The organism is Bosea beijingensis (genome assembly GCF_030758975.1).
GTDB classification, from domain to species: domain Bacteria; phylum Pseudomonadota; class Alphaproteobacteria; order Rhizobiales; family Beijerinckiaceae; genus Allobosea; species Allobosea beijingensis.
In genome coordinates, this window is the sequence record NZ_CP132359.1 from 647402 (window position 1) to 661422 (window position 14021).

At 66.5% G+C, this 14021-nt stretch carries 15 protein-coding genes; 4 read left to right on the top strand and 11 right to left on the bottom strand.

The window, feature by feature from the left end; genetic code table 11:
- The 7 genes from phoB to Q9235_RS03265 form a co-directional block, all read right to left on the bottom strand.
- The gene (gene phoB / locus Q9235_RS03235) at positions 1-708 is read right to left on the bottom strand and encodes a phosphate regulon transcriptional regulator PhoB (RefSeq protein ID WP_047576054.1); all 708 of its coding nucleotides are present in this window, start codon (positions 706-708) and stop codon (positions 1-3) included.
- A 13-nt stretch (positions 709-721) separates the two neighbouring features.
- A complete protein-coding gene (gene phoU, locus Q9235_RS03240; protein ID WP_291654758.1) occupies positions 722-1441 on the bottom strand; it encodes a phosphate signaling complex protein PhoU in 720 nt (239 codons plus the stop codon).
- Positions 1442-1464: 23 nt separating this feature from the next.
- The gene (gene pstB, locus Q9235_RS03245) at positions 1465-2271 is read right to left on the bottom strand and encodes a phosphate ABC transporter ATP-binding protein PstB (protein WP_306225354.1); all 807 of its coding nucleotides are present in this window, start codon (positions 2269-2271) and stop codon (positions 1465-1467) included.
- A gap of 39 nt (positions 2272-2310) precedes the next feature.
- Positions 2311-3195 carry a phosphate ABC transporter permease PstA gene (gene pstA / locus Q9235_RS03250; RefSeq protein ID WP_306225355.1) on the bottom strand — a complete coding sequence of 295 codons (885 nt, stop codon included), beginning with the start codon at positions 3193-3195 and terminating at the stop codon, positions 2311-2313.
- 11 nt (positions 3196-3206) lie between these two features.
- Positions 3207-4181 carry a phosphate ABC transporter permease subunit PstC gene (gene pstC / locus Q9235_RS03255; RefSeq protein ID WP_422678260.1) on the bottom strand — a complete coding sequence of 325 codons (975 nt, stop codon included), beginning with the start codon at positions 4179-4181 and terminating at the stop codon, positions 3207-3209.
- 157 nt (positions 4182-4338) lie between these two features.
- Positions 4339-5364: a phosphate ABC transporter substrate-binding protein PstS gene (gene pstS / locus Q9235_RS03260; protein ID WP_306225356.1), complete on the bottom strand. Its 1026-nt coding sequence runs from the start codon at positions 5362-5364 to the stop codon at positions 4339-4341.
- A 296-nt stretch (positions 5365-5660) separates the two neighbouring features.
- Positions 5661-6719 carry an ATP-binding protein gene (locus Q9235_RS03265; RefSeq protein WP_306225357.1) on the bottom strand — a complete coding sequence of 353 codons (1059 nt, stop codon included), beginning with the start codon at positions 6717-6719 and terminating at the stop codon, positions 5661-5663.
- A gap of 222 nt (positions 6720-6941) precedes the next feature.
- Here Q9235_RS03265 and ppk2 point away from each other — a divergent pair, with 222 nt between their 5' ends.
- The 4 genes from ppk2 (at position 6942) to Q9235_RS03285 (ending at position 9682) form a co-directional block, all read left to right on the top strand.
- A complete protein-coding gene (ppk2, locus tag Q9235_RS03270) occupies positions 6942-7895 on the top strand; it encodes a polyphosphate kinase 2 (RefSeq protein WP_306225358.1) in 954 nt (317 codons plus the stop codon).
- A gap of 61 nt (positions 7896-7956) precedes the next feature.
- Entirely contained in the window at positions 7957-8553 is a 597-nt protein-coding gene (locus Q9235_RS03275) for a hypothetical protein (protein WP_306225359.1), read from the top strand.
- Entirely contained in the window at positions 8550-9110 is a 561-nt protein-coding gene (locus tag Q9235_RS03280; protein WP_306225360.1) for a hypothetical protein, read from the top strand. The genes Q9235_RS03275 and Q9235_RS03280 overlap by 4 nt, the downstream gene beginning before the upstream one ends.
- Positions 9107-9682 (top strand): hypothetical protein, encoded by a 576-nt coding sequence (locus Q9235_RS03285; RefSeq protein ID WP_306225361.1) that lies wholly within the window; start codon positions 9107-9109, stop codon positions 9680-9682. Before Q9235_RS03280 ends, Q9235_RS03285 begins: the two co-directional genes overlap by 4 nt.
- Here Q9235_RS03285 and Q9235_RS03290 read toward each other — a convergent pair.
- The 4 genes from Q9235_RS03290 to Q9235_RS03305 form a co-directional block, all read right to left on the bottom strand.
- Positions 9630-10928, bottom strand: a complete 1299-nt coding sequence (locus Q9235_RS03290; protein ID WP_306225362.1) for a hypothetical protein — start codon at positions 10926-10928, stop codon at positions 9630-9632. The two genes, Q9235_RS03285 and Q9235_RS03290, sit on opposite strands and share 53 nt — an antisense overlap.
- Positions 10929-11009: 81 nt before the next feature.
- Entirely contained in the window at positions 11010-12296 is a 1287-nt protein-coding gene (locus Q9235_RS03295) for a TRAP transporter large permease (RefSeq protein ID WP_306225363.1), read from the bottom strand.
- Positions 12293-12790: a TRAP transporter small permease gene (locus Q9235_RS03300; protein WP_306225364.1), complete on the bottom strand. Its 498-nt coding sequence runs from the start codon at positions 12788-12790 to the stop codon at positions 12293-12295. The genes Q9235_RS03295 and Q9235_RS03300 overlap by 4 nt, the downstream gene beginning before the upstream one ends.
- A 169-nt stretch (positions 12791-12959) precedes the next feature.
- The gene (locus Q9235_RS03305; protein ID WP_306225365.1) at positions 12960-13955 is read right to left on the bottom strand and encodes a sialic acid TRAP transporter substrate-binding protein SiaP; all 996 of its coding nucleotides are present in this window, start codon (positions 13953-13955) and stop codon (positions 12960-12962) included.
- Positions 13956-14021 lie beyond the last annotated feature (66 nt).

The following is a 14021-nucleotide window of genomic DNA, read 5'->3' on the forward strand; positions in this document are numbered from 1 at the left end:
TTATGCGGCGCCGCCGCGCGCAAAGGTCTCGTCGAAGGCATAGCCCGCGCCGCGTACCGTCCGCAGCGGGTCCTTGGCATCCCCCGGCGTGATCGCCTTGCGCAAACGCCCGACATGCACGTCGACCGTGCGCTCGTCGATATAGACGTCGCGGCCCCAGACGGCGTCGAGAAGCTGGGCGCGGGAATAGACCCGGCCCGGCGCCTGCATCAGAAATTCCAGCAGGCGGAACTCGGTCGGTCCGAGATGGAGTTCGCTACCCGCGCGCCTGACGCGGCGCGTCGTACGGTCGAGTTCGAGATCGCCGGCCGCGAGCAGCCCCGCGACATGGCCGGGCTTCGCCCTGCGAAGAAGCGCCTGGATGCGCGCGATCAATTCCGGCAGCGAGAACGGCTTGACGACATAGTCGTCGGCGCCGGTCGCGAGCCCGCGCACGCGCTCGGTCTCCTCGCCGCGCGCCGTCAGCATGATGATCGGCACGCGCTCGGTGTCGCGCCGCGAGCGCAGGCGCCGGCAGAGCTCGATGCCGGACAGGCCCGGCAGCATCCAGTCGAGCAGGACGAGATCAGGCGTGTGATCGCGCAGATGCAGCTCCGCGTCGTCCCCCCGCGCGACGCTGTCGACCTCGAAGCCCTCGGCCTCGAGATTATAGCGCAGCAGCAGGGTGAGCGGCTCTTCGTCCTCGACGATCAGGATGCGTGCGGCCATGTTGGCTTTGACCTTAGTTTCCCGTCACCGCTTCGACCTCGATATTGGTCGTGTCGAGCTTCGGCCGGTTCACATCGAGGGAATCGCCGGTGACGAGGTAATGGATGGTCTCGGCGATGTTGGTGGTGTGATCGCCGATGCGCTCGATGTTCTTGGCGCAGAACAGCAGATGCGTGCAGAACGTGATGTTGCGCGGGTCTTCCATCATGTAGGTCAGGAGCTCGCGGAACAGCGAGGTGTAGAGCGCGTCGATCTCGTCGTCGCGCTTCCAGACCTCGAGCGCCTTCTGCTCGTTGGTGGCGGCATAAGCGTCCAGCACATCCTTGAGCTGGGCCTGCACGAGGCGGCTGATATGCTCGAGGCCGACAACCGCGCGATGCGGCGGCTGGAACTGCCCGGCGATGGCGACGGCCCGCTTGGCGATGTTCTTGGCGAGATCGCCGACGCGCTCGATGTCCGAAGCGAGGCGGATCGCCGAGATCAGCTCACGCAGATCCTGCGCCAGAGGCTGGCGCCGGGCGATGGTAAGCACGGCCTTCTCCTCGACCTCGCGCTGGAGGTTGTCGAGGCGCTGGTCGGCCGAGATGATCTTCTGGGCCAGCGCGGTATCGCGGCGAACGAGCGCGACCGTGGAATCGCCCAGCATGCGCTCGGCCATTCCGCCCATTTCGGCGAGGCTGCGGCGGATACCTTCGAGATCGGCGTCGTAGGAACGGACGATGTGTTCAGTCATGGCATTGCCCTCCACGGCGTCGCTTAGCCGAAACGGCCTGTGACGTAGTCCTGCGTCTGCTTTTTGGCGGGGTTCATGAAGATCGTGTTGGTCGGAGCGAACTCGATGACCTCGCCGAGATACATGAAGGCGGTGTACTGCGAGATGCGCGCCGCCTGCTGCATGTTGTGCGTGACGATGGCGATGGTGAAGTCGCTCTTGAGCTGCTCCAGCAGGTCTTCGATCTTGCCGGTCGAGATGGGATCGAGCGCCGAGGTCGGCTCGTCGAACAGGATCACTTCCGGCTTCTGCGCGATGGTGCGCGCGATGCACAGGCGCTGCTGCTGGCCGCCGGAGAGACCCATGCCGGAGCTCTTCAGCTTGTCCTTGACCTCGTCCCAGAGCGCGGCGCGGCGCAGCGCGCCCTCGACGCGGTCGTCGAGCTCCGACTTCGGCGGCTTCTCGTAGAGGCGGATGCCGAAGGCGACGTTGTCGTAGATCGACATCGGGAACGGCGTCGGCTTCTGGAAGACCATGCCGACGCGCGAGCGCAGCTCGTTCACATCGACTTCTTTCGAGATGATGTTGCGGCCGTCGAGCATGATCTGCCCTTCGGCGCGCTGCTCGGGGTAGAGCGAGTAGATGCGGTTGAAGATGCGCAGCAGGGTCGACTTGCCGCAGCCCGACGGCCCGATCAGCGCCGTGACGTGCCGGTCGCGGAAGTCGAGATTGATGTTCTTCAGCGCCTTGTGCTCGCCGTAGTAGAAATCGAGGTTCTTGACCGCGATCCGGACGGGCGCCTCGGCATCGAGCGACTGGGGGGAGAGTTCAAGGGTCGAAAGCATCGACATGGGTCCTCAAGGTCGGTCGCGACCGGGTTGGTTTCAGGCTCACTTGCTGCCGGCGACGATACGCCGGGCAACGATCGAGAGCACGAGGATCGAGATGGTGATGATCAGCGAGCCGGCCCAGGCGAGCTGCTGCCAGTTCTCGTAAGGGGCGGAGGCGAACTGGTAGATCGTCACCGGCAGGTTCGAGACGCCGCCGACAAGTGTCGGCGAGAACCAGAAATTGTTGTTGAGCGCGGTGAAGAGCAGCGGCGCGGTCTCGCCGGCGATGCGGGCGAGCGCCAGCAGGATGCCGGTGACCATGCCGGCCTTGGCCGCGCGCCAGGTCACCGAGGTGATCACGACGGAAGGCGGCGCGCCGAGCGCAGCGCCGGCTTCGCGCAAGGGACCGGGCACGAGGCTGAGCATGTCCTCGGTGGTGCGCACGATGACCGGGATCGCGATGATGCCGAGCGCGACGCCGCCGGCCCAGCCGGAATAGCCGCGGAACGGCTCGACGAGGATGACGTAGACGAACAGGCCGATCAGGATCGACGGCGCCGAGAGCAGGATGTCGTTGATGAAGCGGATCAGATTGGCGAGCTTCGAGCGCCGGCCGTATTCCGCGAGCCAGGTTCCGGCCAGCACGCCGATCGGCGTGGCGATGGCGATGCCGAGGAAGGTCAGCACGAAGGAGCCGACGATGGCGTTGGCGATGCCGCCGCCTTCTGTGCCGGGGCCGGGCGTCACCGCCGTGAACGTCGCGACGGAGAGCCCGCCGATGCCCTTCACCAGCAGCATGCCGAGGATCCAGAACAGCACGAAGATGGCGGTGAAGGTGAAGCCGGTGGCGATGATCTTCATCATCCGGTCGGCCGTGCGGCGGGACTGGCGCACGCGCCCCCAGGGCTGGCGCGGCAATTCGCGAGTCGTGGTCGTCATGGTCATGGGGGTGAGCCTCAGTAGCGCTTGACGCGGGCGACCAGCAGTCGCGCGATGACGAGGACGACGAAGGTGACGAAGAACAGGATGCACCCCAGCGCGATCAGCGCGTTGAGCTGAAGGCCCATCGCCTCGTTGAACTCGTTGGCGATGCGCGAGGCGATCGTCGAACCGGGATCGAGGATCGAAGCCGAGAGCCGGTTGGCGTTGCCGACGACGAAGGTGACCGCCATGGTCTCGCCGAGCGCGCGGCCGAGGCCGAGCATCACCGCGCCGATGATCGAGACACCGGCCTGGGGCACCAGGACGTGGCGCACGACCTCCCAGGTCGTCGCGCCGATGCCATAGGCGCTCTCGCGCAGCACGGAGGGGATCTGCTCCAGCATGTCGCGGGTGATCGAGGCGATGAACGGCACGATCATGAAGGCGAGGATGATGCCGGCAGTGAAGATGCCCAGGCCCGAGGGCGAGCGCGAGTAGAGCACCGTGCCGACGATCGGCATGCCCTCGACGATGTTCGACAGCGGGATCTGCACATAGGCCGCGAAGAGCGGCACGAAGACGAACAGGCCCCACATGCCGTAGATGATCGAGGGCACGGCGGCGAGCAGCTCGATAGCGGTCGCGACCGGCTTCTTGAACCAGGCCGGCGCGAGCTGGGTCAGGTAGACCGCGATGCCCAGCGAGAGCGGTACGCCGATCACCAGCGCGATCAGCGCAGTCGAGAGCGTGCCGACGATCGCCGGCCAGGCGCCGTATTGCTCGTTCTGGGTATCCCAGACGCTGGAGGTGATGAAGCCGAGGCCGAATTCGCGGAAGGCCGGCCAGCCGCCGATCACCATCGAGGCCATGATGGCGGCGAGCAGCACCAGCACCAGCAGCGCCGCCGCGAAGCTGGCATTGCGGAAGACCAGGTCGAAGGTTGCCTTCGGTGTCTTCCGGACGATTGGCGTCGCGCCGGGAATGCTCGACATGTCGGTTGCTGCGGTCATCCGCGGAGGCTCCGGTGGCATGGCCGGGATCGTCGGGTGACCCGCCCGACCCCAGCCCTCATCCTGAAGAGCGCCCGAAAAAGGCTCCTCAGGATGAGGGCTTCAAGAGTGCGGCGAGGCGGGTCGAAACCCGCCTCGCCCGTGTCGGTGGCAGCGATCAGAAGATCGGCTTGCCGGAATTGTCGGTCACGCCCTTCCAGGCATTGCGGACCTGGTCCTTCACGTTCGCCGGCAGGGCGACGTAGTCGAGGTCGCTGGCGAGCTTGTCGCCGCTCTTGTAGGCCCATTCGAAGAACTTCAGCGCGGCCTGCACCTCTTCCGGCTTCTCCGGCTTGGCATGGACCAGGATGAAGGTCGCCGAGGTGATCGGCCAGGCGTCCGCGCCCTTCTGGTTGTTCAGCGAGATGCCGAAACCGGGCTGCTCGCTCCAGTTGGCGTTGGCGGCAGCGGCCTGGAAGGCCTTCTCTTCCGGCGCCGGGAAGTTGCCGTCGGCATTCTTAACCAGGGCGTGGGAGAGCTTGTTCTGCTTGGCATAGGCGTATTCGACATAGCCGATCGAGTTGGCGACCTGCTTGACCGAGGCCGAGACGCCCTCGTTGCCCTTGCCGCCGATGCCGACCGGCCACTGCACGGCGGTGTTGGTGCCGAGCTTCGACTTCCACTCGGCCGAGACCTTGGAGAGATAGTCGGTGAACACGAAGGTCGTGCCCGAGCCGTCCGAACGGTAGACCGGGTTGATGTTGGCGTCCGGCAGGGTGACGCCGGCATTGAGCGCGACGATCTTCGGATCGTTCCACTTCTTGATGTCGCCCATATAGATCTGGGCGATGACCTCGCCCGAGAGCTTGAGCTTGCCCGGCTCGACGCCGGCGATGTTCACGGCCGGCACGACGCCGCCCATCACGGTCGGGAACTGGATCAGGCCGTCCTTGGTCAGATCCTCGCCCTTGAGCGGGGCGTCGGTGGCGCCGAAGGCGACGGTCTTGGCCTTGATCTGGCGGATGCCGCCACCCGAGCCGATCGACTGGTAGTTCAGGCCGGTGCCCGTCTCCTTCTTGTAGGCCTCGGCCCACTTGGCATAGATCGGGAAGGGGAAGGTCGCGCCGGCACCGGTGATGTCGGCAGCCTGGGCGGAACCGGCGATCCCGGCGGCAACGGCCGCCAGAACGAAAATCTTGCGCATGTGAGGTGTCCTCATTGGGTCGCACTATCTAGCGGCCCTGTCAGAACACCCTCTGTATGACAGCCAAATGACAATCCGTCATGAAAGCTGTCATGAATGCCCGTCATGCACGGATTGAGCGGTGGTAGGATCGGCCAGAACCGCCGTTGTCATTCCGGGGCTTCGCGAAGCGAAGAACCCGGAACCCACGACCGGGTGAGCCCTCTGCAACAGCATGATCGTGAACGTGAACCTAGTCGTGGGTTCCGGGTTCGCGCCTGCGGCACGCCCCGGAATGACAACGGGACTGCTCGAAACTAGCCGTTGGCGCGCCCCGCCTCGAAACGCGGCAGGATCGCCCTGAAGGTCGCGCCCTGCCCCGGCTTGCTCTCGATCGTCAGGCGCCCGCGATGGCGCAGCACGATATGCTTCACGATGGCAAGCCCCAGGCCCGTGCCGCCCGCCTCGCGGCTCGCGGCGGTGTCGACGCGGTAGAAGCGCTCGGTCAGGCGCGGCAGATGCTCCGGCGCGATGCCCGGCCCATCGTCGCGCACGCTGAAGCTCGCCTCGCTCTCGCCGGTCTCGACGGTGATCGCGACCTCGCCGCCCGGCTTGCCGTATTTGATCGCGTTCTCGACGAGGTTTTCCATCAGTCGCAGCAATTCGTCGCGGTCGCCCGGGACCTGCAGCGCCTCGCGCGGCGTCTTCAGCGCCAGCGTGACGTCGCGCTCCCTCGCCATCAGCGTCAGCGAATCCACGATCTCGCGGGCGATGCCGGCGAGATCGACCGGCGTGTCCGGCGCGACATGGGCGCGCTGCTCGATGCGCGACAGCGAAAGCAGGTCGTCGACGAGCCTGGCCATACGCAGGCCCTGCTCGCGCATGATGCCGAGGAAGCGCTCGCGGGCCCGCTCGTCATTGCGCGCTGGCCCCTGCAAGGTCTCGACGAAGCCGAGCAGCGAGGCCAAGGGCGTGCGCAGTTCATGGCTGGCATTGGCGACGAAATCGACGCGCATGCGCTCGATCACACGCTGCTCGCTCAGGTCCTGGAAGGTTAGCAGCGTGGCATGACGCAAACCGCTGTCATGCAGCGCGGCGATATGGATGCGAAAAGTCCGCTCGACCGGCACGCGCTCGACCAGCTCGACGGTTTTGCGCCCGCCTTCGATCGCAACCTGCTCGATCGCGTCATTGAGATCGGGATCGCGCAGGACCAGCGCCAGCAGCTTGCCGACTGCCAGCCCCGGGATCAGGACGGGCATGGCCGGACTCAGCGCCTGCGCCACACCCTGCCCGTCGAGCAGCACGGCCGGCGCGCCGAACGCCTCGACCACGTCCCGCACCAGCGCGGCATTGGAAGCGGAAAGATTGACCATGAGGAGCCCGGAGACAGACGGCGGGTGCCGACGGGGCCTTTCCTGAGCGGAAGCGCGGCGGGCGTCAATTCCCTTCCGTGGGCTGGAGCATGTTCAAGCGAAGTGGGCACCGGTTCGCGTGAAGAAAATGCGACAAAACAAGGAGCTAGAACAATTCCGTCATTCAGGGAATTGCGGAATTGCTCTAGCCGGCTAGGTTGCGTGCGAAGCGGAGACATGACGATGGCGAAGAAACTCTTGGGCTCGGACGTCAAGGAACCCGTCGTCACGACGTCGGAGTATCTTACCAAACCGGCGAAGGCGCGCGCCAAGTCGAAGAAGATGAAGGGCTTCGACATCGAGGCCGACAGCCTGCCGGAAGCCATCATCGACGCCGCCTATCACAGCGGCAACTACCCCTATGGCAAGCGGATGAAGCGCAAGCGCTACGACCGCGAGATGGAGCCGCTGCAGATCGAACTGCAGAAGCTGATGCGCTGGGCGAGCAAGCATGGCGAGCGCATCGTCATCGTCTTCGAGGGACGCGACGGTGCCGGCAAGGGCGGCACCATCGCCCGCTTCACCCAGCATCTCAATCCGCGCCAGGCCCGCATCGTCGCGCTATCCAAACCCTCAGACACCGAAAAGGGCCAGTGGTATTTCCAGCGCTATGCCGCGCAGATGCCGACGGCAGGCGAGATCGTGTTCTTCGACCGCTCCTGGTACAACCGCGCCGGCGTCGAGCGCGTCATGGGCTTCTGCAAGCCGGAGGAGACCGAGCAATTTCTCCGTGAAGCCCCGGCCTTCGAAGGCATGCTCGCCCGCGACGGCGTCCGCCTGATAAAGCTCTTCCTGACGATCGGGCGCGAGATGCAGATGACACGCCTGCACGCACGCTGGCACGACCCGCTCAAGCGCTGGAAGCTCTCGCCGATCGATTTCGAGTCGATTCCGCGCTTCGACGACTATTCCCGCGCCTTCGACGAGATGCTCTCGCGCACCTCGACCGAGGCCGCGCCCTGGCATGTCGTGCGCAGCAACGACAAGCTCCGCGCCCGGCTCAATGCCATCCGCTACGTGCTGAAGACGATCCCCTACAAGGACAAGGACGAGGACGCGATCGGCACGCTGGACGAGGACATCGTGCTGCCGGTGGATCGCTATCTCGACAATGGCGGCGAGCCTGAGGGCCGCTGATTAGGTCATACGAACCGCTCCTGCCGGATTCCGGTCACAGAATCGGGTGATCTTCCGGCCCATGGCGACCCTGGCTTTCGCAGCCCTGCGGCGATCCCTCGCATCGAAGCTGACGATAGGCATCGGCGGCTTGCTGGCGCTCGGGCTGACGACGGCCCAGACCCTGCGCGAGGCAATGCCATCAGCCAGTCTCCCGACCGCTCAGGCCGGACAGCCCATCGCGGCCGGGCGTTGGCAGGTCGTGATCCGCGAGGCCGGTTTGAGCAGCGCTCCGCGCCCCGACGGCTATCGCGGGCGCCCCGGTACGAAGGCGCTCAGCGTCGATCTCGACCTGACGAATCGCAGCTCCGAGAGCAGCAACGCCCTGGCCCGCCTGCTGAGCTTCGATCCGCCGATCGCCGGCCTCTCGCCGTCGCCCACCGCCTATCTGCTGCGCGACGGCGCGATCCTCGGTGCCCTGCAGCCGGGCCTGCCGGAGCGCGTTCGTATGATCTGGGAACTCCCGGACGCAGCTCCCACACCTGAAACGATCCGCCTCGTCGTCACCGGCGAGACCTTCAAGCCGCGCGACAATCTCCTCGCCGCGCCGGGCTGGTTCAATCCGAAGCCCATCGCCGCGATCAGCTTGCCGCTGCGAACTGAAAGCGCCGGATCGTGATCCGTTTCCTCGTTCGCACCGCCGCGCTCGCCGTGGCCGCGCTGATCCTCTTCGCCCTCCAGCAGACCACGCCGGGCTATAGCGAGATCACCGGCCCGATCACGCAGAATGGCGTCCCCGGTACGGCGATCCAGGCGCGCGGCTTCACGCTTCGGGTTGAGAAGGTCGTTCTCGCCGAGCGCCTGCGATGGCAGTCTTTCGGCCGCAGCTATGACCGCGACACCGGCGGGCTCTGGGCCGTCGCTGTCGTCGAAGCCGAGGGCACCCCGGCCACCACGGCACTCAGCGGCGCAACCTGGCTGGCCGCGTCCGGCCTGCGCTTCGAGGCCAGCCAGCGCGCCGAGCAGGCCCGCGGCTTCCTGCGCGGCAAGCGCCTTGAACCCGGCCTGCCGCAGCGGGGGCTCCTGATCTTCGAGATCGGCCGCGATGCGGCGCGGGGCGGCGCCCTGCTCGTCTCGATGTCGCGCTGGCCGCGTCTCGATACGCAATTGCGCATCACGATCCCCGACGAACGCATCGAGCAGGCGGAAGCGCTCGATCTCGAAACGCTGTCATGACGGACGCGACCGTAGCCCAGCCCGCAGCGAAACCGCCGCCGAACTGGCGCAGGCGCTGCCTGTGGGCGCTACCGGTCGTCCTGCCGCTGGCCTTGTTCGTGCAGGCGCGCAAGACCGTCTCGGCCTGGGCCGGAACAAACGATCTCGTCGCGCAAGCTTCGCCGTTCGATAGGCCCGCCACCCTCGCCGGCGCCGAATGGCGCATCGTCAGCCTCCAGCGCGTCGCCGAAAGGCCGGACGGCTCCGCCGTCGCACTGCTGCGGATGGAGGCGAAGGTGCTCGACGCGGAGAGCGTCGCGCAGCCGCCCTGCCGCATCGCTCTCATCGCTCCGGACGGCCGGCGCTGGCAGCCGTCTTTCCTGGCGCCGAGCGAGGCAAGACGCGTCCTCAGCCGCGACAAGGACGAGGGCAAGACCTGCGGTCCCGCCTTTCTCGGCAAGCCGCCCGTAGGCTCCACCGTCGCGATCACCGAGAGCTTCATCCTGCCGGCCGCAGCTTTCGCGACGGCCGATGTCACGATCAGCCTGCCGGCGTCGCGGCCACGCTATCTTCGCTTGCTCCGGTCGAACTGAGCGCTTCGACCCGCTTTGCGGATGCCTGCTCGACCACGGCCGCGATCAGGCAGATGCGCAGCGCCTCGACCAGGATGCCGCCGCGGATATCGCTGGGGCCGCCGAGGAAGAAGGCGATGACGCTGGCCAGCGCCTGCCAGGCCGGCAATTCCTGCGGCCCGATCAGATGCGCCAGGCCGATCCAGCCCCAGGCCGCCGCCCAGCTGATGACGCGATAGAGCACGACGAAGCCGATCAGCACCGCGAGCCCCGCCCCGAAGGCGAGCCTTACGCTGTTCACGACCGGCAGGTAGCGCGAGCGATAACCGGCGACGAAATGCTCGACGAACTCGCGCAGGAATCTCGGCAACCGCCCGTAGCGCGAGAGGGCTGCCGCAGTGCGTCGATGGCTGGTCAGGGCCGCCGCATCCTTCATGTCGAAGCCGTAGATCACCGCTGCCATCAGGAGCCAGACCAGCGGCAGCAGGGCATAGAGGAAAAGCCCCTGCGCACTGCTCTGGAAGGAGGGCGGCGCGAGATCGACCGCGACCGGCGTCGCCGCCTGCGCCTTGCCGATCAGTCCGAGGAGAAGATCGCGCGCCCGGAGCAAATAGGGCAGCGGCCCGCCCGCACCGATCCAGGACCAGATCGCATTCTTCCAGCCGGCGAGCGCATAGAGGCCGACGAAGATCCAGTTGGCGTCGCAGAGCACGATGACGAACTGCCAGGCCGGGCGCGAACTGCGCGTCTGCATCAGCTTGGCCAATCGCCGCATGCCGAAGGCAAAGGCGACGGCGATGCCGAGCCAGAGCGTCGCGGGGACGTCGAACAGCGCGAGCTTCTGGCCGAGATCGGCCATATCCAGCGCCAGCAGCGAATAATCCCGCACCGTGTCGCCGAGAAAACCCCAGGCCGCGTAATAGGCGAAGAAGGGGATGATCGCGATCGCGACCACGCCGAGCCAGTCCGGGTCCTTCGTCGCGGTCTCGCTCGCGCCTGCTCGTGGCCTCGCCGGAAACAGCGCGGCCACCGCCGGCATCGCCGGACGCAGCGACAGGAACATCGCGACCACCGTGACGAGCTTCGCCAGCACGATGGCCGAGAGCACGGCGAAACCGGCGAGCGCGTTGGCAAAGCCCGCCTTCACCGCCAGCGGCATCAACAGGTCCGTGACGAGCGCCCCGACGGCGGCGATGCAGAGGAGCATCGGCCAGCCGAAGCGCCACAGATGAATGAATTGCCGGGTGAGGTCGCCGATCTCGCGCATCGGCGACAGTCTAGGCGATCGCTCCCGCGCGGCGAACCCGGCGCGGGCGCATTGCTGACACGCCCTGCCAGGAGCGGCGTCTCAGCGCCCCATGATCAATTGCGGCAGCCAGGTCGTCAGCGGCGGCCAGAGCGTGATCGCGATCAGCACGGCAACCAGCGGCGCGAGCCAGGGCACGATCGCCCGCGACATCGCCTCGAAGGAGATGTTCGCCACCTTCGAGGTCACGAACAGCACCACCCCGACCGGCGGCGTGATCGTGCCGATCATCAGGTTGAGCACGAAGATCAGCCCGAACTGGATCGGATCGATGCCGAACTGCGCCGCTGCCGGCGTCAGGATCGGGATCAGGATCAGCATCGCCGCCAGCGCTTCCATGAAACAGCCGACGAAGAGCAGCAGCAGGTTGACGATCAGGAGGTAGACGATCGGGCTGCCGGCGAACTCGACCAGCGCCGGCCCGACCACCTGCGGAATGCGCGAGATCGAGAGGCACCAGCCGAGCGCCGCCGCCGCCATCACCAGCGCCAGCACCACGCCGGTGGTCTCCACCGTCTGGACCACGAGCTCCGGCAGGCTCTTCAGCGTGAAGCTGCGATAGACGAAGAGGCCGAGCACCAGCGCATAAGCGGTCGCGACCGCCGCCGCCTCAGTGGGCGTGAAGATGCCGCCCATCATGCCACCGAACAGGATGACCGGCGTCATCAGCGCCCAATGAGCATCCTTGTAGGCAACCCAGAGCTGGCGGAAGCCGGGGAACGGATGGCGCGGAAGATCGCGTTTTTTGGCGATGTAGACGACCATCGCCATCAGCGCGCCGGCCATCAGCAGGCCGGGGATGATTCCGGCGATGAACAGCCCGCCGATCGAGACGTCGGCGGTCACGCCATAGATCACCATTGGCAGCGAGGGCGGGATGATCGGGCCGATCGTCGCGGACGCGGCCGTGATCGCGGCGGCCGTCTCGGTATCGTAGCCCTCGTCCTGCATCGCCTTGATCTCGAGCGTGCCGACGCCGCCGGCATCCGCCACGGCCGAGCCCGACATGCCCGCGAAGATCACGCTTGCCAGGATATTGGCATGACAGAGCCCGCCACGCATGAAGCCGACACAGGCCGTGGCGAAGGCGAAGATCCGGTCGGTGATCCCCGCCGAATTCATGATGTTGCCCATCAGGATGAACAACGGTGCCGCCAGCATCGGGAAGGAATTGGCGGATTGCGCGATCTTCTGCGGCACGATGCCGAGCGGGAAGCCGCCGAGGAAGACGAACGCGACGGCCGCAAGCCCCATCGAGACGAAGAGCGGCACGCCGATCATCAGCGCCAGGAACCAGACCGGCAGGATCTGCAGCATCAGCGTTGTCATAGCGCCTGCGCTCCGGGCTCCGCGACCGCGACCTTGCGCCCGGCAAGCACGTCGCCAATTTCGGCCAGCGCCTGCAGGATCAGCGCCAGCGCTGCGAAGGGCATGACGATGTAGAGCGCGGCCGAAGAGATCGGCAGCGCGATCGATTCCACGTCCCAGGTCCGCTCGATCAACGCCCAGGAATAGCGCAGCAGCACCCCGGCGAAGACGATCACCGAGGCTTGCGTCGCGATTTCCAAGGCCACCTGTATCGGGCGCGGCAGCTTCTCCGCGAAGACCATGATGCGGATATGCGAGCGCCGCCTCGCCGCGATGATCCAGCCGACGAAGCCGGTCCATACGAGCAGGTACTGCGCCAGCTCGTCCGACCATGCCAGCGGCTGGTTGATCTGGCGGAAGAACACGCCGAGCACCACCACGGCGAGCAGCGTCAGCAGCAGGACGACCGCAGCCCAGTAGACCAGCCGGTCCGCCAATGCGGCGAAGGATTTCACGGACACCATCGGCTTCCCTGTTCGATTGAACGCAGCAGCAGCATCCCGGACAAGCGGCGTAAGCCGCGCCGATCCGGGATCCATGCCTGAACCGTTCCGGAATGGATCCCGCGTCTGCGCTTCGCTTGAGACCGGGATGACGAGATCGGGGATGTCGTGCGCTGCGCCCTCAAAGCGCCGCGAGCGCGTCCCAGGTGCCCTTGCCCCATTTGCTTTCGAACTGCTTGGGCAGGCTCGCCAGCACGGGCTTGGAGAAGCTCTCCAGATCGGGCTCGGTCACGGTCATGCCGGCGGCTTTCAGCGTCGCGACGAGGCTGCTTTCCTGGCTCGCCAGCTCCGTATCCTGCCAGGCGACGCCATCCGCGATCGCCGCTTCCACCACGCTGCGGTCGGCGTCCTTCAACCCCTTCCAGAAATCGCTGTTCACGATGACCAGCCGCGGCGTGATGATGTGGCCGGTCAGGATCAGGTGCTTCTGCACCTCCTGCAGCTTGGCGCTGTGGATCGTCGGCAGCGGGTTCTCCTGCCCGTCGACCGCGCCCTGGCTGAGCGCAAGATAGAGCTCGTTGAAATTGACCGGCGTCGCCTTGGCGCCCCAGGCCTCGACCATGGCGCGGAAGGTATCGACCGGCGGCACGCGCAGCTTGAGCCCCGCGACATCGGCCGCGCCCTTCACCGCCTTGGAGCCAGTCGTGAGATGACGCTTGCCGTAATAGGTGACCGCGGCCATGCGCATGCCGCGCTTCTTCTCCAGCTCGGCATTCATCTGCGTGAAGACGGGCGCCTTGGCGACCTTCGCCATATGGGCGGCGTCGCGCCAGAGATAGGGCGCTTCCACCACCGAGAGCTGCGGCAGGAAGGAGCCGAGCGCCGCCGCGCCATCCGTCGTCATGGTCAGCGCGCCCGACGCGACCGATTCCATCATATCCTTGCCGGAACCGAGCTGGCCGGCCGGGAAGGACTGGATGTCGACGCGGCCGGAGGTCTTCTCCTTCACCTGCTTGGCGATGCGCTCGACCATCTGCACCTGCGGATGCGTCGCCGGCAGCATCTCGCCCCAGCGCAGCACGGTCGCCTGCGCCCGTGCGATCGCCGGCATGAACACTGCCGCACCGGCGGCCGCGGTGGCCCCCTGGAGAAAGCTGCGCTTCGTCAGTTTCGTCATGGTGATTTCCCTCCCGTGCGGCCGGTTTTCCGGCTCGTCGTCATGGCTGTGCTGCGTCGTCGTCCT